Annotated in this window: 23 protein-coding genes, 1 tRNA gene and 2 pseudogenes; 21 read left to right on the forward strand and 5 right to left on the reverse strand. The window is 64.0% G+C overall.

Features of this window, described 5'->3' with window-relative positions; genetic code table 11:
- Positions 1-8: 8 nt before the first annotated feature.
- Positions 9-674 carry an SH3 domain-containing protein gene (locus NO357_RS14915; protein WP_306736494.1) on the reverse strand — a complete coding sequence of 222 codons (666 nt, stop codon included), beginning with the start codon at positions 672-674 and terminating at the stop codon, positions 9-11.
- A gap of 206 nt (positions 675-880) precedes the next feature.
- Here NO357_RS14915 and NO357_RS14920 point away from each other — a divergent pair, with 206 nt between their 5' ends.
- A complete protein-coding gene (locus tag NO357_RS14920; RefSeq protein WP_306736495.1) occupies positions 881-3,337 on the forward strand; it encodes a DNA topoisomerase IV subunit A in 2,457 nt (818 codons plus the stop codon).
- A 346-nt stretch (positions 3,338-3,683) separates the two neighbouring features.
- On the opposite strand, the gene NO357_RS14925 is transcribed toward NO357_RS14920, so the two are convergent.
- The gene (locus NO357_RS14925) at positions 3,684-4,616 is read right to left on the reverse strand and encodes a LysR family transcriptional regulator (protein ID WP_306736496.1); all 933 of its coding nucleotides are present in this window, start codon (positions 4,614-4,616) and stop codon (positions 3,684-3,686) included.
- A gap of 110 nt (positions 4,617-4,726) precedes the next feature.
- Here NO357_RS14925 and NO357_RS14930 point away from each other — a divergent pair, with 110 nt between their 5' ends.
- The 10 genes and pseudogenes from NO357_RS14930 to NO357_RS14975 form a co-directional block, all read left to right on the forward strand.
- A complete protein-coding gene (locus tag NO357_RS14930) occupies positions 4,727-5,866 on the forward strand; it encodes an NAD(P)/FAD-dependent oxidoreductase (protein WP_306736497.1) in 1,140 nt (379 codons plus the stop codon).
- Entirely contained in the window at positions 5,863-7,146 is a 1,284-nt protein-coding gene (locus tag NO357_RS14935; RefSeq protein ID WP_306736498.1) for a TRAP transporter large permease, read from the forward strand. The genes NO357_RS14930 and NO357_RS14935 overlap by 4 nt, the downstream gene beginning before the upstream one ends.
- A 126-nt stretch (positions 7,147-7,272) precedes the next feature.
- Positions 7,273-8,250, forward strand: a complete 978-nt coding sequence (locus NO357_RS14940) for a TRAP transporter substrate-binding protein (protein ID WP_306736499.1) — start codon at positions 7,273-7,275, stop codon at positions 8,248-8,250.
- 2 nt (positions 8,251-8,252) lie between these two features.
- The gene (locus tag NO357_RS14945) at positions 8,253-8,783 is read left to right on the forward strand and encodes a TRAP transporter small permease (RefSeq protein WP_306736500.1); all 531 of its coding nucleotides are present in this window, start codon (positions 8,253-8,255) and stop codon (positions 8,781-8,783) included.
- A gap of 15 nt (positions 8,784-8,798) precedes the next feature.
- Complete coding sequence (locus tag NO357_RS14950; protein WP_306736501.1) at positions 8,799-10,253, forward strand: M81 family metallopeptidase; 1,455 nt, start codon at positions 8,799-8,801, stop codon at positions 10,251-10,253.
- 12 nt (positions 10,254-10,265) lie between these two features.
- Entirely contained in the window at positions 10,266-10,658 is a 393-nt protein-coding gene (locus tag NO357_RS14955) for a RidA family protein (protein WP_306736502.1), read from the forward strand.
- Between the two features lie 125 nt (positions 10,659-10,783).
- Complete coding sequence (locus NO357_RS14960; RefSeq protein ID WP_306736503.1) at positions 10,784-11,638, forward strand: threonine ammonia-lyase; 855 nt, start codon at positions 10,784-10,786, stop codon at positions 11,636-11,638.
- Positions 11,639-11,807: 169 nt separating this feature from the next.
- Positions 11,808-12,071 carry a hypothetical protein gene (locus tag NO357_RS14965; protein ID WP_306736504.1) on the forward strand — a complete coding sequence of 88 codons (264 nt, stop codon included), beginning with the start codon at positions 11,808-11,810 and terminating at the stop codon, positions 12,069-12,071.
- A 39-nt stretch (positions 12,072-12,110) separates the two neighbouring features.
- Positions 12,111-12,275: pseudogene (locus tag NO357_RS21435) on the forward strand (hypothetical protein); the annotation flags it as partial.
- Positions 12,276-12,330: 55 nt separating this feature from the next.
- Positions 12,331-13,045, forward strand: a pseudogene (locus tag NO357_RS14975) (IS30 family transposase); the annotation flags it as partial.
- 68 nt (positions 13,046-13,113) lie between these two features.
- On the opposite strand, the gene yghX reads toward NO357_RS14975, so the two are convergent.
- On the reverse strand, positions 13,114-14,007 hold the full coding sequence (gene yghX / locus NO357_RS14980; RefSeq protein WP_306736506.1) for a YghX family hydrolase: 894 nt from the start codon (positions 14,005-14,007) through the stop codon (positions 13,114-13,116).
- Between the two features lie 229 nt (positions 14,008-14,236).
- Between yghX and NO357_RS14985 the strand changes: the two genes are divergently transcribed.
- Complete coding sequence (locus tag NO357_RS14985) at positions 14,237-14,569, forward strand: GYD domain-containing protein (RefSeq protein ID WP_306736507.1); 333 nt, start codon at positions 14,237-14,239, stop codon at positions 14,567-14,569.
- Between the two features lie 42 nt (positions 14,570-14,611).
- Here NO357_RS14985 and NO357_RS14990 read toward each other — a convergent pair whose 3' ends face one another.
- Positions 14,612-15,964, reverse strand: coding sequence for a cytochrome P450 (locus tag NO357_RS14990; protein ID WP_306736508.1), 1,353 nt, complete (start codon positions 15,962-15,964; stop codon positions 14,612-14,614).
- Positions 15,965-16,079: 115 nt separating this feature from the next.
- On the opposite strand from NO357_RS14990, the gene NO357_RS14995 reads away from it, so the two are divergent.
- Both NO357_RS14995 and tuf read left to right on the forward strand, forming a co-directional pair.
- Positions 16,080-16,631 carry a hypothetical protein gene (locus tag NO357_RS14995; RefSeq protein ID WP_306736509.1) on the forward strand — a complete coding sequence of 184 codons (552 nt, stop codon included), beginning with the start codon at positions 16,080-16,082 and terminating at the stop codon, positions 16,629-16,631.
- 404 nt (positions 16,632-17,035) lie between these two features.
- Positions 17,036-18,211 carry an elongation factor Tu gene (tuf, locus tag NO357_RS15000; protein WP_306736510.1) on the forward strand — a complete coding sequence of 392 codons (1,176 nt, stop codon included), beginning with the start codon at positions 17,036-17,038 and terminating at the stop codon, positions 18,209-18,211.
- A gap of 155 nt (positions 18,212-18,366) precedes the next feature.
- Here tuf and NO357_RS15005 read toward each other — a convergent pair whose 3' ends face one another.
- The gene (locus tag NO357_RS15005; RefSeq protein ID WP_306736538.1) at positions 18,367-18,699 is read right to left on the reverse strand and encodes a hypothetical protein; all 333 of its coding nucleotides are present in this window, start codon (positions 18,697-18,699) and stop codon (positions 18,367-18,369) included.
- 24 nt (positions 18,700-18,723) lie between these two features.
- On the opposite strand from NO357_RS15005, the gene NO357_RS15010 reads away from it, so the two are divergent.
- The 7 genes from NO357_RS15010 to secE all read left to right on the forward strand — a co-directional run bounded on the left by NO357_RS15010 (position 18,724) and on the right by secE (position 22,877).
- Complete coding sequence (locus NO357_RS15010) at positions 18,724-18,864, forward strand: LbetaH domain-containing protein (RefSeq protein WP_306736537.1); 141 nt, start codon at positions 18,724-18,726, stop codon at positions 18,862-18,864.
- A 3-nt stretch (positions 18,865-18,867) separates the two neighbouring features.
- Positions 18,868-19,050, forward strand: coding sequence for a hypothetical protein (locus NO357_RS15015; protein WP_306736511.1), 183 nt, complete (start codon positions 18,868-18,870; stop codon positions 19,048-19,050).
- Positions 19,051-19,132: 82 nt separating this feature from the next.
- Entirely contained in the window at positions 19,133-20,434 is a 1,302-nt protein-coding gene (locus NO357_RS15020) for a tetratricopeptide repeat protein (protein WP_306736512.1), read from the forward strand.
- 77 nt (positions 20,435-20,511) lie between these two features.
- Positions 20,512-20,587, forward strand: a tRNA-Trp gene (locus NO357_RS15025).
- Positions 20,588-20,703: 116 nt separating this feature from the next.
- Positions 20,704-21,564, forward strand: coding sequence for a carbon-nitrogen hydrolase family protein (locus NO357_RS15030; protein ID WP_306736513.1), 861 nt, complete (start codon positions 20,704-20,706; stop codon positions 21,562-21,564).
- 176 nt (positions 21,565-21,740) lie between these two features.
- On the forward strand, positions 21,741-22,580 hold the full coding sequence (locus NO357_RS15035; RefSeq protein WP_306736514.1) for a hypothetical protein: 840 nt from the start codon (positions 21,741-21,743) through the stop codon (positions 22,578-22,580).
- Positions 22,581-22,679: 99 nt separating this feature from the next.
- Entirely contained in the window at positions 22,680-22,877 is a 198-nt protein-coding gene (secE, locus tag NO357_RS15040; RefSeq protein ID WP_306736515.1) for a preprotein translocase subunit SecE, read from the forward strand.
- The last annotated feature ends 206 nt before the right edge of the window (positions 22,878-23,083 follow it).

A 23,083-nucleotide genomic window follows, 5' to 3' on the forward strand; every position in this document is an offset into this window, starting at 1 on the left:
ACGAGCGCCTACTTCGCCGCCACCAACAGGTAGTCGGCCATCCAGCCGACACGGCCTGACGCGAGCACGCGCAGCTTGACCCAGCCGTCGCCGTCGTCGCTGAGCACTTCGACCTCGGTGTCCCGGGTCAGCTTTGTGACCACGCTGTAATCGGTGCCGGGCCCCTGGCGTAGGTTTACGCGGGAGGCGCTGACCTTGCGAAGGTCGGGAGAGGGTTCGGCCGCCACGGTGTCCGCTCCGGTGCTGGGCTCGGTTTGCGGGCGCGCGGCGCCGGCGGCGGCGATCAGGCGGGCGATTTTCTGCGGATCGGCGGCGACGGTCTCGACCCCAGGCGAGCCCGATCGCGCGGCGGTCGCGTCGTCTTCGGCGGCTACGGCCTGACGCACGGTGTTGAGCGTGAGGCGCAGGCGTTTTTCGGCATCGCTGACCGGGGCGTTCGGGCGCCGTTGCGGCGATGGCGCGGCAGCAAGAACCAGCCTGGCCGGCTTGTCGGTCGATTGGGCGGTGCGCTGTGGTTCGGCGGCAATGTGTTTCGGCTCCGGGTCGGGTTGACTGGCCTTCAATGCGGCGGCGTGCTGACGCGAGCCGTCAGCGGGCGCGTAATCCGCGCCGCCGCTGAGAACGTAGAACGCCCATCCGAGAAATCCGAAAGTCACAACGATCAAGCGCCACATCTGCGCATCCCCTTTACACATTCACCCGGTGAATGCGGGACTTATAGCCGATTCGCCCCTCGGAGTCGGAGGGGAAGAACACCGGTATTTTCCCTGATGCAATCCTGCACCATCCACGGTTGCCCGGCCAGTCAGGAAATCCCGACCCGGCTGCAGCGCGCCGCAAAGCGCTTGATGGGGCGGAATCGGGCCGGTAGAAGCGGGTCATGAGCGATTTGCTGGACGATCCAGAGGATACAGGCACCCAAATTTCCGAACCGCTGCGCCGTGCCATCGGTGAGCGTTACCTGACCTATGCGCTGTCGACCATCATGCACCGGGCGCTGCCGGATGCGCGCGACGGGCTGAAGCCGGTGCACCGGCGCATCCTCTACGCGATGAGCCGTCTGCGGCTGAATTCCGGCGGCGGGTTCCTGAAGTCCGCCAAGATCAGCGGCGACACGATGGGCGATTTCCACCCCCATGGCGATGCCGCGATCTATGACGCCATGGCGCGGCTGGCACAGGATTTCGCGGTGCGCTATCCGCTGGTTGACGGGCAGGGGAACTTCGGCAATATCGACGGCGATAACCCCGCCGCCTCGCGCTATACCGAGGCGCGGATGACGGTGTTTGCCGAGGCGCTGCTTGAGGGGCTTTCGGAAAACGCGGTGGATTTCCGGCCCAATTACGACGGACGGCTGGAAGAACCGAGCGTCCTGCCGGCGCAGTTCCCCAACCTGCTGGCCAATGGCGCGGCGGGGATCGCGGTGGGCATGGCGACCAACATCCCGCCGCACAATATCGACGAGCTGATCGGCGCCTGCCTGCATCTGATCAAGACGCCGGATGCACGCGACGACACGCTGCTGAACTACGTGCCGGGGCCGGATTTCCCGACCGGGGGCGTGATCGTCGAGCCCAGGGAGTCGATTGCCCAGGCCTATCGCACCGGGCGCGGCGCGTTCCGGCTGCGCTGCAAATGGGAGGTCGAGGACCTGGGCCGCGGCACCTGGCAGGTCGTGGTCACCGAGATCCCTTACCAGGTGCAGAAATCCAAGCTGATCGAGAAGATCGCCGAGCTGATCCAGACCAAGAAGGTGCCGATCCTCGCCGATGTGCGCGACGAGAGCGCCGACGATATCCGACTGATCCTCGAGCCACGCTCGAAGAATGTCGATCCCGAGTTGCTGATGAACATGATGTTCCGCAACTCGGACCTCGAGGTGCGGTTCTCGCTCAACATGAACGTGCTGATCGACGGGGTGACGCCGAAGGTCTGCTCGATGAAGGAGGTGCTACGCGCCTTCCTAGATTTCCGCCGCGAGGTGCTGCAGCGGCGCTCGCGGTACCGGATGGCGAAGATCGACAACCGGCTCGAGGTGCTCTCGGGCCTGATCACCGCGTTCCTGAACCTCGACCGGGTGATCGACATCATCCGCTATGACGACGACCCCAAGGTGGCGCTGATGTACGAGGACTGGAGCCGGCCGCACCAGGCGACCATCGCGCGGGCGATGGACGAGGTGTCCTATGTCTCGCCGCTGGCCGGGGTGGATGTGGCATCGCTGGTGCTGGTGGCGGATGAAGAGGCGGTGGCCTCGGGCGTACTGGCCGAAAGCGACGATGGCACGCGGGCCATTCCGCATTCCTATGCCGGGCGCGAGAATGGGCTGTCGGATGTGCAGGCCGAGGCGATCCTCAATATGCGACTGCGCAGCCTGCGGCGGCTGGAGGAAGAGGCGCTGGTGCGCGAGCGCGATGCGCTGATGGAGGAGCGGGCCGATCTCGAGGATCTGCTGGAAGATGACGGGATGCAATGGGACCGGATCGGCGAGGAACTGAAGGAGGTCCGCAAGACCTTCGGCAAGAGCCACGAGATCGGGGCGCGGCGGACGCAGTTTGCCGAGGCCGCCGAAGTGGAAGAGGTGCCGCTGGAGGCGATGATCGAGAAGGAACCGATCACCGTGGTCTGTTCCAAGATGGGCTGGATCCGGGCGATGTCGGGCCATATCGATCTGACCCGCGAGCTGAAATACAAGGACGGCGACGAGGGACGGTTCGTGTTCCATGCCGAGACCACCGACAAGCTGCTGGTTTTCGCCTCGAACGGGCGGTTCTATACGCTGCAGGCCGCCAACCTGCCCGGCGGGCGCGGCATGGGCGAGCCGGTGCGGCTGATGGTCGATCTGCCCAACGAGGCCGAGATCGTGGCGTTGTTCATCCATCGGCCCGGGCAGCGGCTGATCGTGGCCTCGGCCGAGGGCAACGGGTTCGTCGTGTCCGAGGACGAGGTGCTGGCGCAGACCCGCAGCGGCAAACAGGTGCTGAACGTCAGGGACACGGTGGCCGCGGTGTGCAAACCGGTTCAGGGCGATCACGTGGCGATCTGTTCGCAGAACGGTAAGTTCCTGGTCTTCCCGCTGGCGGAGCTGCCCGAGTTGGGCCGCGGCAAGGGCGTGCGGTTGCAGAAATACAACCAGGCGCGCGGGCGCCAGGGATCGCTGGAGCTCGATGGCGGATTGTCGGACCTGACCACCTTTGCCTGGTCCGAGGGTCTGAGCTGGGAAATGGGCGGCGGCAAGACCCGCCACGAGCCCGACATGAGCGAGTGGCTGGGCAAGCGCGCCGGCGTCGGCAAACGGCCGCCCTATGGGTTTCCGAAGGATTACAGGTTCAGCTGAGGCGGCCCGGGTTCCGACGCTCCCGAAGGGCGACTCCGAACCCATTCTACCGGATGCTGCGCGACGCGCGAACTACCGGAAAGTGCGTAGTTCGGACATTGCTACCAGGCGGTTCACCCAAAGCGGACGTGGAAAGCAATGCGGAAGATCATTTGTGTGCAACGCTTGGGGTGCGGGCGGAGATTTGGCCTTTGGGGGCGATCAGACAGCAACTGAATAGGTTCGGGGCGTTGAACGTGTCCCTTCCTGAAACGCCTCTTTCGCCATTAAGTCATACTAATTGCCGTAATTATTTTAATGCATTGGACTAATTATGCTCGCCTTGGCAGAAAAGTCTTGCTGCAAACTACGGGACATCACCATGCGCGCCTTCGACAGCCTCCATGGCCGCGATCGGCAGGCTTTTCATAAGCTCCATGAGCGGGAAGGCCGCGGGCGGCAGGACCCGGCCACGCTTGCGGGCGATTGCCCAATGAACGCGCAGTTCGAGTTTCGTCTCGATCTCGACCAAACGCCCGGCAGCCACGTCTTCCGCGACGTTGAATCTGTTGGCCAACCAGATGAGATCGGTGGCAAGCACCGCTTGCCGCAAGACCGTTATCGCATCGCATTCCAGGGCCAGGAAGGGTTTGTTGCTGCCATCGGCACCGAATTCGGCGGCAAGTGCAAGACGCATGATTTCGGGCATTTTCACCGAAGCAAAGCCGTATTGGAACAGGGCCGTCCTGTCGCGCGTATCCGAGGCGAGGACGGGATGATCCTTGCGGCAAAACAGACCCCCGCCAAATTCGCCGAAGGGTTCGACCTCGATCTCGGGACTCGAAGGAACGTGGCGTGTATCGCAGACAAAAAAGTCGAGTTCTTCTTCCTGAAGCAAGCCAGAAAGAACCTGAGACGAATTGTAGACGGCTTCGACACTGACATCCGGGCGATCCGCCATCCACTGCGCAATCGCCTTGCCGCCGAAGCTGTAGGCATAAGTCGGCACAAGGCCGACGCGCAGGTGGCCCGCTTCGCCCGATTTCAGGTTACCTACTTCTTCCGTCAGGTTTTCCGCCTCAAACAAGACGCTTTGCGCGCGTTTCAGGACCGTTTCGCCAACCGCCGTCAGTTTGACCGAATGCTTGGTGCGTTCGAAAAGCTGAACCCCAAGGTCGCGCTCCAGCGCCTTGATCGAATGCGACAAGGCTGGTTGCGACAGGTTCGCCCTTTCCGAGGCACGGCGAAAATTCCGCTCTTGGGCGACCAGGACAAAATGCTGAAGCTGGCGCAGGTTCATGGGTTTTTCCTTTCCGCGTTCCGATGGAATATCGTCAACGCATGTAATCGATCTCTTTTATTGCAAGGCTACCACGCAATAGGAATGGAAAAGGCAATTGGGAGGGCGCCATGACCGCAGGGACAGCTTTCGATATCATCGTTATCGGCGCGGGGATCGCGGGTGCCTCGGTGGCGGCCGAACTGTCGCCCGAGGCCAAGGTGCTGCTGCTCGAAATGGAAAGCCAGCCGGGCTATCACACCACCGGCAGGTCCGCCGCAGTCTATACGCCGATCTACGGCCCGCAACCGATCCGCGCCCTGACCCGGGCGTCGCGGGCGTTCTTTTTCGATCCGCCCGACGGCTTTGCCGATCACCCGCTCCTGAGCAAACGCGGCGGCATGTTCGTTGCCAACGCAGACCAGATGGCGGCGCTGGAAGCCGCCTATGCGGAAATGGGCGCAGAGGGAGAGCTGGAATGGCTCGATCCCGCCGGAGTACGCAGCCATCAGCCCCTCTTGCGCGAGGACTACGTGGCCGGGGGGTTCCTTGATCCGGGCTGTTTCGACATCGACGTGCACGCTTTGCACCAGGGCTATCTGAGCCGGTTCAAGGCGGCGGGGGGCCGGATCGCAACCCGGGCCGAGGTGACGGCGATGACGCGAGACAACGACATTTGGCGCATCACCAGCGTGGAAGGGGTTTTCGAGGCCCCGATCATCGTGAACGCTGCCGGAGCCTGGGCAGATCATATCGGCCGTTTAGCCGGGGCGGAAGAAATCGGGCTTATTCCCAAGCGGCGCACGGCGTTGATCGTCGATGCGCCAGAGGGCCTGGCGCTTGATGATTGCCCGCTGGTCGTGGGCATCGAGGAGGACTTCTATCTCAAACCCGATGCCGGTCGCCTGCTTCTCTCGCCGGCGAATGAAGACCCGGAAGTGCCGTGCGACGTCCAGCCCGACGAGATGGACATCGCGATCTGCATCGACCGGATCGAAAAGGCGTTCGACCTTCAGATCCGGCGGATCGAGAACCGCTGGGCGGGCCTGCGCAGCTTTGTCGCCGACAAATGCCCGGTCGCAGGCTATTCGGAACAGACCGAGGGCTTCTACTGGCTCGCCGGTCAGGGCGGCTATGGCATTCAATCGGCCCCGGCGCTGTCGCGCTTTGCCGCCTCGCAGATAGTGGGTTCAGACATCCCTCAAGACGTCCTCACAGAAGGGCTTGACCCGGCGACCCTGGCACCGGGCAGGCTGAAAGGCATAACATGATCTGGCTCGTTCCCATCGCCGCCATCGCATTGCTCGCCTCTGGTCTGGCGCTGGCTTACGTCATCGGTGGTGCGACCGTGCTGGCCTTCGTGGCAACCGACAACGCGCGATACCTCGCCATCCTGCCGCAAAAGGTGTTCTCGCAGATCAGCGTCTTTGCCCTGATGGCGATGCCGTTATTCATCCTGGCTGGCGAGTTGATGAACCGAGGCGGCGTGACCAAGGCGCTGATCGACATGTCCATGGCCTTGGTCGGACGCCTGCGCGGCGGACTGGGGCATGTCAATATCATGACCTCGGTGTTCTTTGCCGGCATCTCCGGCTCGGCCGTGGCGGATGCGGCGGCGCTGTCGAACACGCTGGTGCCGGCGATGAAGGAACGCGGCTATTCCGAGACCTATGCAGGGGCGATCACTGCGGCCTCGGCGATCATCGGGCCGATCGTGCCGCCCTCGATCATCCTGATTTTCTATGGCGCGATCATGCAGACATCCGTCGCCGCGCTGTTCGTTGCCGGTATCCTGCCGGGGCTTTTGCTGGCCGTGGCGCTGTTCATCATGAATGGATATTTCGCCTGGCGTGACGACCATCCGCGCCTGAGCAGGGAAGAGGCCCCGGCGATCCTGCCCTCGCTCGTGACCGCCTTGCCCGCGCTTTCGCTGCCGCTGATCATCGTCGGCGGCATTGTCCTGGGTTGGATGACCCCGACCGAGGCGGCGGTGGTCGCAGTGTTCGCGGCGCTTGCCGCGGGCGCGTTTTATTCGGGGTTCACCCGCAGCGACCTTTATGAAAGCCTGAAGCGCACTGCGATCCTGACGGGTTCGATCTTCATGATCCTTTGCGCCATCTCGGCGCTTGGCCATCTGGCGGCGCTGGAGCGAATACCTCAGGCAATTTCGGACCTCGTGGATCGCATGGGGCTGGGGCCGGTCGGGTTCCTTTTGATGATGAACCTGATCTTCATCATCGCCGGTATGGTGCTGGATATCGCGGTGGCGCTGGCGTTGCTGGTGCCGCTCTTGGCTCCGGTTGCGCTGGCGAATGGCATTGATCCGGTGCATCTGGGCATCGTGGTCTGCTTCAACCTCTCCATTGGCCTCGTGTCGCCGCCGCTGGGCGGGTGCCTTCTGATCGTGTCGACGGTGACTGGCATGAACTACTGGAAGCTGGCCCGCGCCGTCCTGCCCTTTGTCATTGTCGAGATCATCGTCCTGCTGGTTCTGGTCTTCGTGCCGGACATCAGCCTTGTCCTGCCCCGCGCCATGGGGCTTTGGCAGTAATCGTGATAGGGAAAGTGAACTAAGATCATAAATCAATTCGATTGGACGAATTACGCGGCGTCCAGTAACGAGGAAGAGAAAATCGCCGATCCGGGCGAAAGAAACCACAATCCGGGAGGAACTCACATGTCATACCTCAAACGCATCAGCGGCGCGGTCGTCGCGCTCGCGCTGTCGCTCGCAGCTCCGGCCAGCGCGCAGGTCAAGATCGCGCTTGATGGTCCCAAGGACCTCGAAAACGTCGGCACCTATGTCTGGGCGCATACCTTCGGCGAGCATCTGGCCGCCAACGGCATGGCGTACGAGGAATTCGAGCGCGGCGCATTGGGCGGCGAAGCCGAGAAACTCGACCAGGTCAGCCAGGGGCTTTTGGAAGTGTCGCTTTCGGACGTGAAATCGGCCGGAACGCTGGATGCCACCATGTTCGGCGTGATGCTGCCGTATTTCTTCACCGGCGTCGGTCAGATGGACCGTGCCCTGCTGGACGGCGGCATGCTGGAACGCATCAATTCCGCGACCACGGCCAAGGGCGTGCGGGTACTCGATATCGCGCTGATCGGCGCAGGCGCGGGGATCTTCAACACCAAGCACCCGGTCACCGGCGTCGCCGACATGTCGGACCTGCGGATGCGGGCACTGGACGAGGTGCAGATCGCGATCTTCAAGGCCTGGGGCTCGACCGGCACCATCGTGGCTTGGGACGAGGTTCCCAACGCCCTGCAAACCGGCGTGGCCGACGGCTATCTGAACCCGCCGATCGTGCCGCTGATGTTCGGCCACACCAGCTTCATCAAGCATTTCACCGATGCCAACCTGGTGCCCTCCAGCCGCGCGGTGATCGCCTCGGAAGACTGGTACCAGGGTCTGTCGGATGATCAGCGCAAGATCGTGGGCGACGCTGTGGTGGCCGCCCGTGCGGCGAACCGCGAATGGCTGGGCACGCAGGTTGCCGTGCTCGACAAGCTGCGCGGCGCGGGCGTAGAGGTGATCGAGCTGAGCGACGCGGCCCGCGCCGAATTTCGCAAGGCGTCCGAACCGCTCTATGGCCTGCTGCCGATGCCCGAAGGCGCGCTCGACGCCTGGATCGCGGCGAAAGGCGAATAAGCATGATGCGGGCGGCGGCACTCACACTCGACCGGATCTCGGCGGCGCTCAACGCCGTCGCGATCTGGGGTGCGATTATCGCAGTTCTGGTGATGATCGGCGCCGCCGGTTGGCAGGTCGTCGCCCGCTACCTGCTGGATCAGCCACCGGTCTGGACCGAGGAGCTTGCCCGTTTCTCGATGGTCTGGGCCGGAGTTTTGGGCGGCTCCTGTGCCTTTCGCGCCATGGCCGACCCTTCGCTGTTTCCGGCGATGCGCGACACAACCGGCCGCCCGGGCGCGGCGTTGGCGATCCTCCGGGCGCTTGGGGCCTTTGCCTTCATCGCGCCGATCCTGTGGTATTCGGCCTTCGGTCTGAACGGCAAGCTTGCCTCGGGTTATGTCGGCCGCCTGATGGGCCGGCAGGCGGAAACCATGGACCTGCCGATGGCGGTTTTCGGCATCGCCATTCCCATCGCCTTCGCGTTGGTCCTGATCCATCTCTTGGCCGATCTCGGCATGCGCCTGACCGGCCAGCCCCGGTCTGCAACCTGACGAACGGAGTCATCGATGAAAGTCCTGATTGCCGGTCTCGCGACCGAAACCAATACCTATTCCCCGATCCCGACCGGGCGCGCCTCGTTCGAGGAATCGATGCTGACCCGGACCGCGACACAAGAACCCGGCAACCTGTTCTCGGCGCCGATGATCGAATGGCGCCGCATGGCCGAGGAGCGCGGCTGGGAGGTGATCGAAAGCCTTGCCGCCTTTGCCCAGCCCGCGGGGATCACGGTGCGCAAGGTCTATGAGGAGTTCCGCGATGAAATCCTGGGCGATGTCCGGGCCCACAAGCCCGACATCTTCCTGATCTCGATGCATGGTGCGATGGTCGCCGACGGCTATGACGATTGCGAAGGCGATACCCTGGCCCGCGCGCGCGAAATCCTCGGACCTGACCGGGTGATCGGGCTGGAAATCGACCCGCACAACCATCTGACCGAGGCGATGCTGGACGCCGCCGACCTGATCGTCGAGTACAAGGAATATTCCCATATCGACAGCCCGGACCGGGCGCGCGAGTTGTTCGTGCTGGCCGCCGATACCGCCGAGGGCAAGATCAAGCCGGTGATGCGCGACTATGATTGCCGGATGATGCTGATGATGCCGACGCTGGAGGACGGCCCGGCCAAGGATTTCGTCACGGCGATGAAGGAGCGCGAGGGCAAGGATGGCATCCTGCATCTGTCGCTGACCCATTCCTTCCCCTATGGCGATACCGAACGCACCGGCATGCGGATGCTGGCCATCGCCGATGGCGACGCCGACAAGGCCGCGGCGGTGGCCGAGGAGTTCGGGCGCAAGCTGTGGGACCTGCGGCACGGGATCAAGAAGGATTTCCCGCCGCTTTCTGCCACGCTCGACAAGGTGCAAGCGTCGAATGAAGGTGGATTTGTCCTGGCCGATTACGCCGACAATGCGGGTGGCGGGGCGCCCGCGGATTCCACATTTGTGCTGCAAGAGGTTCTTGAGCGAGGGATGAAGGACGTCGCCCTTGCCATCTTCTGGGACCCGCTTCTGGTGCGGATGTGCACCGAGGTCGGTGTCGGCGCCAATATGCGTATCCGCCTTGGCGGCAAAATCTGTGAAGCTTCGGGCGAGAGCATCGACCTCGATGTCACCGTGCGCGGTATCCGCGAGAACATGACCCAAATGCTGGGTGAGACGGGAATGCCGATGGGCACCGGCGTGTGGCTGGAAGCGGACGGGGTGCATATCATCCTGTCCAGCCTGCGCACCCAGTGCTTCAACCCCTCGGCCTTCACCGATCTCGGCCTCGATCTGTCGGACATGAAGGCCATCGTGGTTAAAAGCTCGAACCATTTCTACAACGCCTTCGCCCCGATCGCGCATGAGATCATCCACATGGCCACGCCGGGCACGATGCCTTCGGACATCACGCTGGTGAAATACACCAAGCGTGACGGCAACTACTGGCCGAATGTCGAAAACCCGTTTGCAGACTAAGGAGACCAAAGCATGTCAGTCGAATCCGTCGGTGGCCCCGTCACCCTGCCCAATGGCGCGAAACTGCCGTTTTGCTCGGCGACCAGGGCGGGGGGCCTGATCTTCCTGTCCGGCAATCTCGGTGTCGACGAGAATTTCCAGGTGGTCGAGGGCGGTATCGAGGCCCAGACAACGCAATGCCTTCGCAACCTTGAAAAGGTGCTGCAGTCTGCGGGCGCGGAACTGACCGATGTCGCCAAGGTCCTAGTCTGGCTGACCGACCTGGGCGATTTCGCCGGTTTCAACAAGGCCTACTCGGAGGTGTTCGGCGACCATCTTCCGGCCCGCTCCACCGTGCAATCACCGTTGGTTCTTCCCGGCGCGCTGGTCGAGATCGAGCTGGTCGCGGTCGATCCGAACGCATGACCGACATCCCCGCTTTGGATGAGATCGCGGCCGCCTACGCGAAGCTGTCCGAAGAGGTGATCGAAACCCCGGTTCTGGCCTGAAACGGGCCCAGCAAGGACAAGCTCTTCGGGCCTTCGGGGCATGTGCATCTGAAGCTTGAGGCATTCCAGACCGCCGGGTCGTTCAAGCTGCGCGCGGCGCAATTGAAGATCGCCAACCTGTCGCAAGCGGCCGGCGAGAAAGGGATCGTCGTCGGCAGCAGCGGCAATCATGGTGTCGCCTGTGCCCATGTGGCCGGGCAGCTTGGCGTGTCCTGCAAAGTGGTCGTGCACAAGGCCGCCAACCCCTACAAGCTGGGCATGATCGCGGCGCATGGGGCCGAAGTTGTGATCCTGCCGACGGCCAGCGATATCATCCCGACCTGCCGGCAGATCGTGGCGGATGAGGGCCGCAGTTTCATTCACCCCTTCGAAGGTTGGGACACCGTCCTTGGCACTGCGACGCTGGGATACGAGATGATCCACCAGATCGGCGCGGTGGACGCCATCGCGGTGCCGGTCGGCGGTGGCGGGCTGATTTCCGGCATTGCGCTTGCCGCCAGCCTGATGCGCCCGGGCTGCGAGGTTTACGCGGTCGAACCAAGGGGGTCCGACGTCTTTCGCCAAAGCTTGGCCGCGGGGCACCCGGTGACCGATACGACGATTGCATCCATTGCAGACAGCCTGAACGCGCCGTTCACGGCGGACTATTCCTTTTCCGTGGCCCATCCCCGCGTGTCAGACGCCGTGACCGTGAGTGATGACGAGATCCGGTCGGCGATGGGGATGATGGTCGAAGAATTCCACCTGGCGCTGGAACCGGCGGCGGCCACGGCCTTTGCCGGGGTGATCGGCCCACTGAGGACGCAGTTGGCCGGCAAAAACGTCGCCGTGATCGTCTGCGGATCGAACATCGACAGGGCCACTTTTACCGCTATTCTGAAAGGGACTTCCGCATAAGGGCCCGATCTCGGCCCACGATACCCGCGAAAGGAATGTCCCCATGCCGGCTCCAAGCCCCGAAAGCCTCGAAACCGCGTAAGCAATCCTGCGCGACACGCCTGCGATCGACTAGCATACGCATCTGGGGCTTTGGGAGGTCCGTGGTCTGCCGCCCGGCGACGATCCGTTGTCGCGCTATATCGGCGATGACGCTGTTCGCAGGATTGTCGAACAGATGCTGGAAGCGGGCTGTCACGCGGCCTCGGTGAACCTGGTGAGCGACGTGCCGATCCCCAAGCTCGGGGCCCCCGGCAAAAAATCCCGCGACTTCTCGCCGGGCCAGGCCTGGGCCGAGTACCAGCGCCTGATCGCCGATATGCGGGAATTTTTCGAAATCATGCCGATGACCCCGGCGGAAACGCCCGACGACATCGACTCGCTTCGCGACTAGGGCAAACTCGCCGTGTTCCTGTCCATCGAAGGCGCGCATATGGTCGAAGAGGACCTCGGTCGGTTTGAAACCCTACGCGCCGACGGTATCGCCACGTTCCAGCCGATCCGCTTCGCCCATTGCCACATCGGTGACTCGCAGACCGATCCACCGGTCTATGATGGACTGTCTGATTTCGGGCGCGAGGCCGTCCAGCCGGCGCGCGCGCTCGGCATGGTGCTGGACTGTGCCCATGCAACGCTGAAGGCAACGGCTGACATGGCTGATGCCCAGGCACCCCGACGAAGAGCAAGAGCGGGTGAGCCACGAAACGATCTGTCGCAGTCTTTATGTGCAGGCCCGCGGGGTTCTGAAGAAAGAACTGCAGCAATGCCTGTGCAGCCCCCGAGCGATCCGGCGCTCACGACATGCGACCCAGAAGGGGTTGAAATTGCGCAGGATCAAGGACGCCATTCCAATCAGCGAGCGCCCGCCAGAGATCGAAGATCGCGCCGTGCCAGGCCATTGGGCAGGTGACCTGATCGTCGGGGCAAACAGCAGCTACATCGCCACGCTGGTCGAACGGCATTCCCGCTTCGTGATGCTCGCCAAGGGTGCGAACAAGGACACGCAAAGCGTCATCACGGCACCGATCAAACAGGCCAGCAAGCTGCCCAAAGGGCTGTACCGATCACTGACTTGGGATCGTGGCTCAGAGATGACCGACCATGTGACGTTCACCATGGCGACCAAGATCGACGTCTACTTCTGCGATCCGCAGTCGCCGTGGCAACGCCGCAGTCACGAGAACACGAACCGGCTTCTGCGCCGGTACTTTCCCAGAGGTCTGGATATGACGACCTTCAGCCAGGCCAGGCCAAGCCAGGCTCAGCGCAGTCGCGAGACAACTCAACGAACCACCGAGAAAGACCATGCAACACCAAACCCCTGCAGAAAGGTTTGACCAGTGTGTTGCGGCGATCCCGATCCATTGAATCCGCACCCGCAGAGCAGCGATTGCTGTGACCGCTGTCGGATCGAGGAGTTGAGGCCGAGGCCTTGCCTAGCCATCGGCCAGATAGCGCCGGAACCAGGCGATGGTACGGTCCCAGGCCAGTTCCGCGGCGGCCTCGTCATAGCGCGGGGTGGAGTCGTTGTGGAAGCCGTGGTTCACGCCGGGGTAGATATGCGCCTCGTAGGTGGTGCCGGCGGCGTCGAGCGCGGCCTGGTATGCGGGCCAGCCGTCGTTGATGCGGGTGTCGAGCTCGGCGTAGTGCAGCAAGAGCGGCGCCTTGATTCGGGGCACGTCCTCGGCGGCGGCCTGGCGGCCATAGAACGGCACCGCGGCGGCTAGGTCGGGGAAGGCCACGGCGGCGGCGTTGCTGACCCCGCCGCCATAGCAGAAGCCGGTGATGCCCACCTTGGCGGTGGTGAACTCGGCGGCGGTCAGCCAGTCGACGGCGGCGAAGAAATCGTTCATCAGCTTTTCAGGATCGACGGTCTTCTGCAGCGCGCGGCCTTCGTCGTCGTTGCCGGGATAGCCGCCGACGGAAGTAAGCCCGTCGGGCGCAAGCGCGATGAAGCCTGCCTTGGCCACGCGGCGGGCGACATCTTCGATATAAGGATTGAGGCCGCGGTTTTCGTGCACCACCACGACGCCCGGCACTGGGCCGGTCGCGGCGGCGGGGCGCACCAGATAGCCACGCACCTCGCCGTGCCCGTCGGGCGAGGGGTAGGTGATATATTCCGGCAGGATGTCGGGATCGGTGAATTTCACCTGTTCGGCCAGAGCGTAGTCGGGGCTCATCGCCTTGAGGATCGCGGCGGCGCCCAGCCCCGCCACGGCGAATTTGCCGGCGCGGTCGAGGAATTCGCGCTTGGTGATCATGCCGTGGGCGTAGAAATCGTAGAGTTCCAGCAGTTCGGGTGAAAAATCCCGGGCGGTCAGGCGGGTCATGGCGGCCTCCATTCGATGCCATGCAAGGATAGCACGCGGTCAGGAAGGGCCTTTCACTTTTTCGGCATCACGGGCCGGTGGCGCGAACCAACCAAGGCGAGTGCTGTCGGCTGCTGAAACAGCCCATGGTTAGTTTCCACCAAATCGGAAGAAATTGTGTTATGTTAAATGATGGCCCGGGGACGCACCCTGGCCGGTTTCAGAAAACATTCAGGGAAGGGATTACTACATGGCACTTTTCATGTGGATGGCGAAGTATACGCCGGAGGCCGTCAAGGCGATTGCAGAAAGTGGTTCGAATCGCGAGGACGTGGCACGCGCGACCGTCGAGGCGGCGGGCGGCAAGCTGCTCGGTTTCTACGGGCTGGTTGGGCAGGACTATCATGTCGCGTTGCTTTGCGACATGCCCGGGATCGGGGAATATGTCGGGGTCGTGCTTGCCGCGTCGCTTGGCGGGGCCATTGCCGATTTCAAGTCGATTCCGATGTACGACATGGCCGAGGCGACAAAGGTTTGGGACACCTATGCCAAGGTGAAATCGACCTACGCGCCCCCGGGCTGAACCAGGAGACCGGCACGCGGTGCCGATCGGCATTGCCCTGCATCAGGCCGGTTCCGAGGTGAGCCAGACACCGCCTTCGGGGCGCAGCGTCAGGATCATCACCGGTTTCGGGTTGCGCCCGGGCACCAGATGGAAGCGGCGGCGCGACAACAGCGTCGCAAGCACGATCACCGCCTCCTGGATGGCGAAGCTGGCGCCGATACAGATGCGCGGGCCGTCGCCGAACGGCAGGTAGGCATAGCGTTCCACCGCCTTGCGGTCGGCGAAGCGGTCGGGGCGGAAGGCGTCGGGGTCGTCCCACAAGAGGCGATTGCGGTGCAGCGCATAGATCGGGATCATCACCGTGTCGCCGGGCCGCACCTCGCGGCCGCAGAGCGTGTCGGGCGCCTGGGCGGTGCGCGAGATGATGCCGGCGGGCGGGTAGAGCCGCAGCGCCTCGTCGACGATGCTGCGGATGAAGGGCAGGGCGTCGAGGTCGTCCGCCGTGGCGATGCGGCCATCAAGCGCGGCCTGGGCTTCGGTGCGGGCGCGGTCCTGCACCTCCTGGTCGAAGGCGCAGAGATAGAGCGCCCAACTGAGCGTGAGCGCGGTGGTTTCATGCCCCGCCACGATGAAGGTCAACAGATTGTCGCGCAACTCGGCGGTGTTCATCTTGCGCTTGGTTTCCGGATCCTCGCCCTCCAAGAGCAGGTCGAGCAGGTCGGGGATGGCGCCCGCCCCCCGGCTGCGCCGTGCCTCGACCGCGCCATCGGCCAGTGCCTTCATGTCGCCCACCGCGCGGCCGGAGAAGACCCGCCCAGGCCGCGGCACCCAGTCGGGAAACCCCAGGATGTCGAACAGCGACATCCGGCCGGCGGCGTCGATATAGGCGTCGATGGCGCGGTGTACCTCGTCCGGTTCGAACGCCGAGCCTTCCGAGAATGTGACGTTGCCGATCACCTCGAAGGTGGCGCGCACCATCTCGTCATACATATCGACGGCACGCTGGCCTGCGGCCGCGATCCGATCCAGGCTGTGTTCGGCGGCAGCGCTCATTACCGGGGCGAGGTTGGTGACGTTGCGGTGGGAAAAGGCGGGTGCGGCGGCGCGGCGCTGCCAGCGCCAGTGCGCGCCCTCGGCAATGAACAGCGACTCGCCGATCGCCGGTTTCAGAAGATTCTTGGTGACCAGCGACTTGGGGTAATTGTCAATATTTTCCAACAGCATCCGGCGGATCGCCTCGGGGTCCATCACCATGTGCCAGCGCTTGGCGGTGCGGCCCGAGACCATTGGCTGGCGGGTTGCGATTTCAGGAAGGATTTCCAGAAGGTTGCGCCGGGCGGCGTTGAGGCTGGCGAAGATCCCCATCGGCCGTGTTACCAGCGGCACGTGGACGGGCAGGTCGGCTGCACTCATGTCATTCTCCGCGATCCAGTCACGTCGAATATAGGCTCGGCAGGCCTGGTTTCAAACGATTGCACCCCCGGGTCGGCTGCGCTATCGAGAAAGCCGGAAGTGAAGGGGGAGTGTCATGTTGCGTCATCTGTTGTCGGTGCTGGGTCTTGCCTTGCTGACCGCCTGTTCCGGGGCGGACGACCTCGACAAGCCGCCGGTGCCGCTGGGCAATTTCGCGCTGGGCCATAATGTGGTGGTGGCGCCGAACCTGGTCAAAGGCCCGGTGTCACGCGAGGCCGACAAGGACAAGTTCATCGCCGTCATGAAAGAGGCGGTGGACGAACGGTTCGGCCGCTACGAGGGCGACAAGTTTTACCATCTCGGGATCAGCCTGGAAGGCTATGTGCTAGCCCAGCCGGGGGTTCCGCTGGTGGCGAGCCCGAAATCGATCCTGATCGTCAACCTCACCGTCTGGGACGATTCCAAAGGCGAGAAGCTGAATGCCGAGGTCGAGCAGATCACCGTGATCGAAAGCTTCGGTGGGCATACGCTGCTCGGGTCGGGCTATACCCAGTCGCCGGAAGAGCAGATGCGCGGTCTGGCGCGCAACGCCGCCAAGCAGATCGAGCGATACCTGGTCCGGCAGAACTATTCCGAAGGCTGGTTCAAGGACAAGGACGGGGCGTAACGGTCCGCTTTGCCAGGGCCGCGTTCTAGATGGCGAATTGGCCGTCGGCGCAGGCGGCGACGGGGGCGGAGCTGTGCATGTGGCCGAGACCGATCGTATCCGCCGCCGGACCAAGGACATGATTGTCCGGCAATCGTAACGCATCAAGAGGGGCGCACGCTGGCTGACGGCGCTGCCGGACGCGGACGCGGGCGGTTCGTCGGGAGGAGTCCAGGTGTCTGGACAGAGGGCTGAGACGCTGGCTTTCGAACAATGCCCGAGGGGAAAATTCCGGAGTGGTTTTTTCGCCCCTGTCGCGTATCCGGGCCTTGATTTCCGGGCGGCAACCCAATAAACGGCGCGCGGAGTGAAACTTGGCCCGCCTGTCGTGAGGTTGCGGGCCGCAGCTAAGGGGCGCCGGACGCATGGCAAAGGAAAAGTTTGAACGCACGAAACCGCACGTGAACATCGGGACGGTGGGTCACGTTGACCACGGCAAGACGACGCTGACGGCGGCGATCACCAAGTATTTCGGTGACTTCAAGGCCTATGACCAGATCGACGGCGCGCCGGAAGAGAAGGCCCGCGGCATCACCATTTCGACCGCGCATGTCGAGTATGAGACCGACGCGCGCCACTATGCCCACGTCGATTGCCCCGGCCACGCCGACTATGTGAAGAACATGATCACCGGCGCGGCGCAGATGGACGGCGCGATCCTGGTGTGTTCGGCCGCTGACGGCCCGATGCCGCAGACCCGCGAGCACATCCTGCTGGGCCGCCAGGTCGGCATCCCGGCCTTCGTGGTCTACATGAACAAGGTTGACCAGGTCGACGACGAGGAACTGCTCGAGCTGGTCGAGATGGAGATTCGCGAACTGCTGAGCTCCTACGACTATCCGGGCGACGATATCCCGATCGTCAAGGGCTCGGCGCTGGCCGCTCTCGAGGGCCGTGATCCGGAGATCGGCGAGAACTCGATCCGCGAGCTGATGGCGGCGGTCGACGAGTACATCCCGACGCCCGAGCGTGCCGTGGACCAGCCGTTCCTGATGCCGATCGAAGACGTGTTCTCGATCTCGGGCCGCGGCACGGTTGTGACCGGCCGGGTCGAGCGTGGCGTGATCAACGTCGGCGACGAGATCGAGATCGTCGGCATCCGCGACACCACCAAGACGACCTGCACCGGGGTGGAGATGTTCCGCAAGCTGCTCGACCGCGGCGAGGCCGGCGACAACATCGGCGCCCTGCTGCGCGGCATCGACCGCGAAGGCGTCGAGCGTGGCCAGGTGCTGTGCAAGCCGGGCTCGGTGACGCCGCACACCAAGTTCGAGGCCGAGGCCTACATCCTGACCAAGGAAGAGGGTGGCCGTCACACGCCGTTCTTCGCCAACTACCGGCCGCAGTTCTACTTCCGCACCACGGACGTGACCGGGACGGTGACGCTGGCCGAGGGTACGGAAATGGTGATGCCGGGCGACAACGTGTCGTTCACGGTCGAGCTGATCGCGCCGATCGCGATGGAAGACGGGCTGCGCTTCGCCATCCGCGAAGGCGGCCGCACCGTTGGCGCCGGCGTGGTCAGCAAGATCATCGAGTGATCGACGAAAGCCGTGCGACAGCACACCCTACGGATGAGACACGGGCCGCCTCTGTTCGAGGCGGCCTTTTTCTTTTGCAGTGATTTGGATTTGCTGGCGCGCCGCCGATAGAGGGCGACGTGGATATCACCGCGATCTGAAACACGAACAATCGCTCAGATCAGATAGGGAATCTCCATGCCTGACTTTCCGTCCCCGACACGCTGCACCCGGTGCTGCTGGCCGGCGGCAGCCCGCACCGCGGCACCGTTTTCCTGAAAGCCGCCATCGACCATGCTCGCTTCAAGGTGGGAGATTCCTCCTGTGCCAGTGCGCGGGTAGCGCCTGCGGATTGGGCCGCGCACCTGGCGCCCAAGCTTTACGATTTTTCGCCCGAGAAACTGGTGATTGGGAAATTCTGCGAGATCGCTGGCGGCGTAACGTTCATCACCGCGTCGGCCAATCACCGGATGGACGGGGTCTCGAGTTTTCCTTTCGCTGTTTTCCATGGCCAGTTTGACAGCGCGCCGTCGATGCCCGGGCCGGGGCCGGACACCGTTCTCGGTCATGACGTCTGGGTCGGACAGGGAGCGCGCCTGCTGCCCGGCGCGAAGATCGGAAAGGGATGCATTGTCGGTGCCGGCGCCGTGGTCGCCGGAGAGGTTCCGTCTTAGACGGTGATCGCAGGCAACCCGGCCCGGGTCGTCAGGTCGCGGTTCGACCGCGCAACCGTTGCCGCGCTTGTGGCGCTGGCCTGGTGGGACTGGCCGATCGGCACGATCCTGTCCGAAGAGGCGGCGATCCGTGGGGGCGGCCTGGCGCGGCTGCAGACGGTGGCGGCCGGGTTGGCGGCTCGCTGATCTCGGCTTCAACGCTTTGATATACCGAGGTTGAACCAGGAGCACCTTCGGTTAAGCTGTTCGTATGACAGGGCGTGGGACGGTGATACGGCGGGGAACAAGCGCCGCGGTTATTCTGGCATTCGTGGTCATCGCGCCCGCGGCCGGAGCGAAGACGGCGCTGGACAGTTCCGAAAAAACCTATGCCCGCGAATGTATCGACCTCAACGCCAGCGACGAGGAGTTGATCGGTATCTGCCAGCAGGCGCTGGACGAAGGCGGCTATGGCCGGGTGCAGCATCTCCAGATCCTCGAGGCGCTGGGCCACGCCTATCGCTGGACCAGGCAATTCGACGAGGCCGAGGTGCAATACCGCCGGATCCTGGACCTCGATCCGCGTTCGACCCGGGGGCTGAACGGGCTGGGCTGGGTGGCATATGCCCGCGAAGACTTCGCTGCGGCGGCCGGACATTTCGAAGCGTCGGTGGCGGTTAACCCCACCAATGACGGGCTGGGCGGTTTTGGCGGGGCGGGGTTCCGGGCCGGGCGTCTCGATATCGACACCGCGGTGGGCTATCTCGACGCGGCGCTGGCGCTGAACGATACGGATCGCTGGACGTTGCGCGAAAAGGGCTGGATCCTGCTCGATGTGCACCGTTACGAGGCGGCGCTGGCCGCGTTTCAGGCCGCGATCGCGCTAGAAGCCGAGGATGCCAACGCCCACGAGGGGGCGGCGCGGGCGCTGGCCGAGTTGCAGCGATACGCGGCCGCACTTACGCATATTCTCAAGGCCGGTGAGCTTAACCCCGACGATCTCGACGTGCTGATCTGGCGGTCGCATATCTCGCGCTGGAACGGCAACAATTTGCGCGCCCTGCGCGATGCCGAGCTGGTGATCCGGAAAGCGCCGGAGTTGAGTGACGGAGTGGTGCTGAAGGCGCGGGCCCAGGCGGCGATGGGCTTCGACCAACTCGCCCTGACAACGCTGCGCGACGCCTTCGCCGAGTTCGAGAACGACGATTTCCTGCGCTACTGGCTGGCCGAGATGCTGCGCCGCGACGAGCAGTTCGAAGAGGCCCTCGCGATCATGGCCGCGAATGTTGCGGCCGAGGCGCCGGACGGCTACGATCTCAAGCTTTATGCCAACCTGGCGCTGGAACTGGGCCGGTTGGACGAGGCGCGGCAGGTCCTTGAGCGGGCCAGCGAGGTGGCGCCCTGGCTGGTCGAACTGGGCTATTACCGGGCTCGGCTTCTGGTCCTCGAGGGCCGTTACGACGACGCCGAGGCGGCCTTCGCCGAGGCGGTCGAGGCTGGTCTGCCGGCGAGCTATGCCGCCGATCTGGCACAGCTGATGATCAAGCAGGGCGAGATGCTGCGCGCCGTCGTTTTTGGCAAGCGCTACTGAGCGCATCGGGCCGCTGTTTTCCTGTCAGTTCCGTCTTGCATTCGCTTGCGACGGCCAGTAAACCCGGCCTCGGCCTTAGGGGTATAGCTCAGCTGGTAGAGCGACGGTCTCCAAAACCGTAGGTCGCGGGTTCGAGCCCTGCTGCCCCTGCCATTCTCTCCTGGACATGCTGACGAACCGGCTTTGGTGACATTGCCACGCGACAAAGGTCGGCAACGCGCGTTAGGCTGACCGGCGACGACCTGAGACCTACCCGGGACTGAGAAGCCATGACTGAACCGCGAGACCTGACGTTGCTGGCCTGCCAGATCGACGTGCCGGAAACGCCCGACGCAGCGGCGCGGGATTCACATCTGCGGTCGGTGGTGGCGCGGATCCGGGCGGTCGCGGAGCCGGGGCAATACGATCTGATCGTGCTGCCCGAGCTGAGTGCGATCGAGTATTCCGAGGCGGCGTTCGCCCGGCTCGATCTTCTGGCCGAGCCGCTGGAGGGGCCGAGCTTCATGGTGTTCGCAGAGCTGGCGCAGGCGGTTCGGGCGACGGTGGTCTATGGCTTCGCGCGGCGCGACGAGGCGGGGCGACATTTCATCTGCCAGGCGGCGGTCGGGCCGGACGGGGTGTTGCTGGGCTTCTACGACAAGCTGCATCTGGCGCAGTTCGGCGACTCGGCGGAGGCCGGGGCGTTCCGGGCCGGCGATCACCTGTTCCAGTTTGAAATCTGCGGGCTCAGGATTGCGCCGCTGATCTGCTATGACATCCGGTTTCCGGAACTGACGGCGCGGCTGGCGGCGGACGGGGTCGACCTGGTGCTGCAATGCTCGGCCTATGCGCATGATCTGTCCTTTCACAGCTGGCGGCCCTTCGTGGTGACGCGGGCGATGGAACAGGGGCTGGCCTGGCTAGGGCTCAACCGCGCCGGTGACGGTTGGGGTGGGTCGATCTGGTGCCCGGGCTATGCCGACGCGGCGGCGCCGGAGCAGGTGTTCGGACCAAAGGAGTGTTTCGTGCCGCTACAACTGCCGCGCGACTTTCGCCGGGGCAATGCCGAACGTCTGCCTTTCGACCGGGATCGGCGCGGCGATTATGCAGGGTTGCCGGTGCATCGTGCCGAGGTTCCGGGCGGCGGCTAGCTGGCACCCGGCCCAGCTTCTGCCGCCTTTCCGCCTCAAAAAAGCCCGCCATGTCGGGCACGCTCCTGAGGTTGGGAGGGGCATTCGGGTCTCGCCAAACCCGACAGGAAAGGTTGTCAGCAGTGAACAAGGTCAGGACGAGTGAATCGGTGCCGGCAAAGCCGGAAAGTGCACCTGTGGATGAAACGCTGAGTGTCGTGCGGCAGATGATGCAGGAATCTGCGAAGGAGACGGCCGTGCCGCGCAAGGCGCCGCGGCAGCCCGAGGCGGTATCGTCCGCGACAATGACCGCGACCGCGCCTTCGGCACTGGCGAAGACCCTGCCGGAGTTGGGCGCTGCCGATTCCGACGAGATGAACGATGACCCGGCTGGCATGGACGACGCCCGGGGCCCCGGTCTGCTCGGCCGCCTGGCGGCGCTGCTGCCGCGCCGCCGCCGGGTGACGGACCTGGCGGACCTGCCGGACGATTGGGCAACCCGCGGGGCCGAACCCCATGCCCAGACCCAACCGGAGCTCCCGCATTCAACGGCATCCTTCAACGCCGTGGCGCCCGACAGGATTGTCGACCGGCTGAAGGCCCGCATCGCCAGCTACGAGCCCAAACGCAAGCATAGTGCAGTCCTGCTGCTGCTGGCGGTGATGATCTGGAAGCCGTGGCTGATTCCGGGGCTGCTGTTTCTTGGGCTGTGGATCGTGCTGATCGCGTATTTCACGCTGGGACCTGACCGGGTGACCGAATTGGTGCTGGTGTTCTGGGAGTGGTTCTCGAAGCGCCGCCCCGAAACCGCACAACGCGTGTTGGAGCGGGTCCAGCGCGGGGCCGACCGGGTCGATGGCTGGCTGACAGCCTTGCCGGAAAGCTGGACCGACGGGGTTTATTTGCCTGATTTCGGCCGCTCGGCCGCAGTCAGCCAAACCGAGGCGATGGATGCCGATCCGTTCGATCGGCTTCAGAGTGAGCGAGAGGACATAGTGGCCCGGGCGGGCCGGGTCCCGGGGCAACTGCGCTCGTGACGTCCGGCCGCGGGGCTGCGGGCGAAGGTCAGGCAGCGCAGGCTTGAAATCGCCGGCGCGCCCGCGTATGTGACCCCCGAGCTTCAAGAAAGACAGGTCATGGCCCGCACAAATCCGATTCAATTCATCCAGCAGGTTCGCTCGGAGGTCGCCAAGGTTGTCTGGCCGACCCGCCGCGAGGTTTTCCTGACCACGGTCATGGTGTTCATCATGGCCACGCTGACCGCGATTTTCTTCGCGCTTGTCGACCTGCTCATCAAATCGGGCTTGCAGGGCATCCTGGGCCTGTTCGGCTGAGGCAATTCGCGACAATCGAACCCGCACGCCGCACCATCGCGGGCGAGAGGTGTTTTCGAGTCAACGAACCCGGCGGCGAAAAATCGCATCCCGGCCCTTGAATTCATTGGCCTCAGAGGGTAGCACCGCCCCACTCTCCGACAATGGCGTGTGGCGATTCGTGTTGCACGCCGCTTTTTGTTGCGGGGAGTGTCGCGGGCAGCTGC

Origin of the sequence: Marimonas arenosa, from assembly GCF_030848945.1 — a bacterium.
GTDB lineage: Bacteria > Pseudomonadota > Alphaproteobacteria > Rhodobacterales > Rhodobacteraceae > Marimonas > Marimonas arenosa.

Excerpts from the sequence above, each read along its gene's own strand:
- NO357_RS14915 (WP_306736494.1), bottom strand. The coding sequence starts at position 674 with ATGTGGCGCTTGATCGTTGTGACTTTCGGATTTCTCGGATGGGCGTTC.
- NO357_RS14920 (WP_306736495.1), top strand. The coding sequence starts at position 881 with ATGAGCGATTTGCTGGACGATCCAGAGGATACAGGCACCCAAATTTCC.
- NO357_RS14925 (WP_306736496.1), bottom strand. The coding sequence starts at position 4,616 with ATGAACCTGCGCCAGCTTCAGCATTTTGTCCTGGTCGCCCAAGAGCGG.
- NO357_RS14930 (WP_306736497.1), top strand. The coding sequence starts at position 4,727 with ATGACCGCAGGGACAGCTTTCGATATCATCGTTATCGGCGCGGGGATC.
- NO357_RS14935 (WP_306736498.1), top strand. The coding sequence starts at position 5,863 with ATGATCTGGCTCGTTCCCATCGCCGCCATCGCATTGCTCGCCTCTGGT.
- NO357_RS14940 (WP_306736499.1), top strand. The coding sequence starts at position 7,273 with ATGTCATACCTCAAACGCATCAGCGGCGCGGTCGTCGCGCTCGCGCTG.
- NO357_RS14945 (WP_306736500.1), top strand. The coding sequence starts at position 8,253 with ATGATGCGGGCGGCGGCACTCACACTCGACCGGATCTCGGCGGCGCTC.
- NO357_RS14950 (WP_306736501.1), top strand. The coding sequence starts at position 8,799 with ATGAAAGTCCTGATTGCCGGTCTCGCGACCGAAACCAATACCTATTCC.
- NO357_RS14955 (WP_306736502.1), top strand. The coding sequence starts at position 10,266 with ATGTCAGTCGAATCCGTCGGTGGCCCCGTCACCCTGCCCAATGGCGCG.
- yghX (WP_306736506.1), bottom strand. The coding sequence starts at position 14,007 with ATGACCCGCCTGACCGCCCGGGATTTTTCACCCGAACTGCTGGAACTC.
- NO357_RS14985 (WP_306736507.1), top strand. The coding sequence starts at position 14,237 with ATGGCACTTTTCATGTGGATGGCGAAGTATACGCCGGAGGCCGTCAAG.
- NO357_RS14990 (WP_306736508.1), bottom strand. The coding sequence starts at position 15,964 with ATGAGTGCAGCCGACCTGCCCGTCCACGTGCCGCTGGTAACACGGCCG.
- NO357_RS14995 (WP_306736509.1), top strand. The coding sequence starts at position 16,080 with ATGTTGCGTCATCTGTTGTCGGTGCTGGGTCTTGCCTTGCTGACCGCC.
- tuf (WP_306736510.1), top strand. The coding sequence starts at position 17,036 with ATGGCAAAGGAAAAGTTTGAACGCACGAAACCGCACGTGAACATCGGG.
- NO357_RS15005 (WP_306736538.1), bottom strand. The coding sequence starts at position 18,699 with ATGGAAAACAGCGAAAGGAAAACTCGAGACCCCGTCCATCCGGTGATT.
- NO357_RS15010 (WP_306736537.1), top strand. The coding sequence starts at position 18,724 with ATGCCCGGGCCGGGGCCGGACACCGTTCTCGGTCATGACGTCTGGGTC.
- NO357_RS15030 (WP_306736513.1), top strand. The coding sequence starts at position 20,704 with ATGACTGAACCGCGAGACCTGACGTTGCTGGCCTGCCAGATCGACGTG.
- secE (WP_306736515.1), top strand. The coding sequence starts at position 22,680 with ATGGCCCGCACAAATCCGATTCAATTCATCCAGCAGGTTCGCTCGGAG.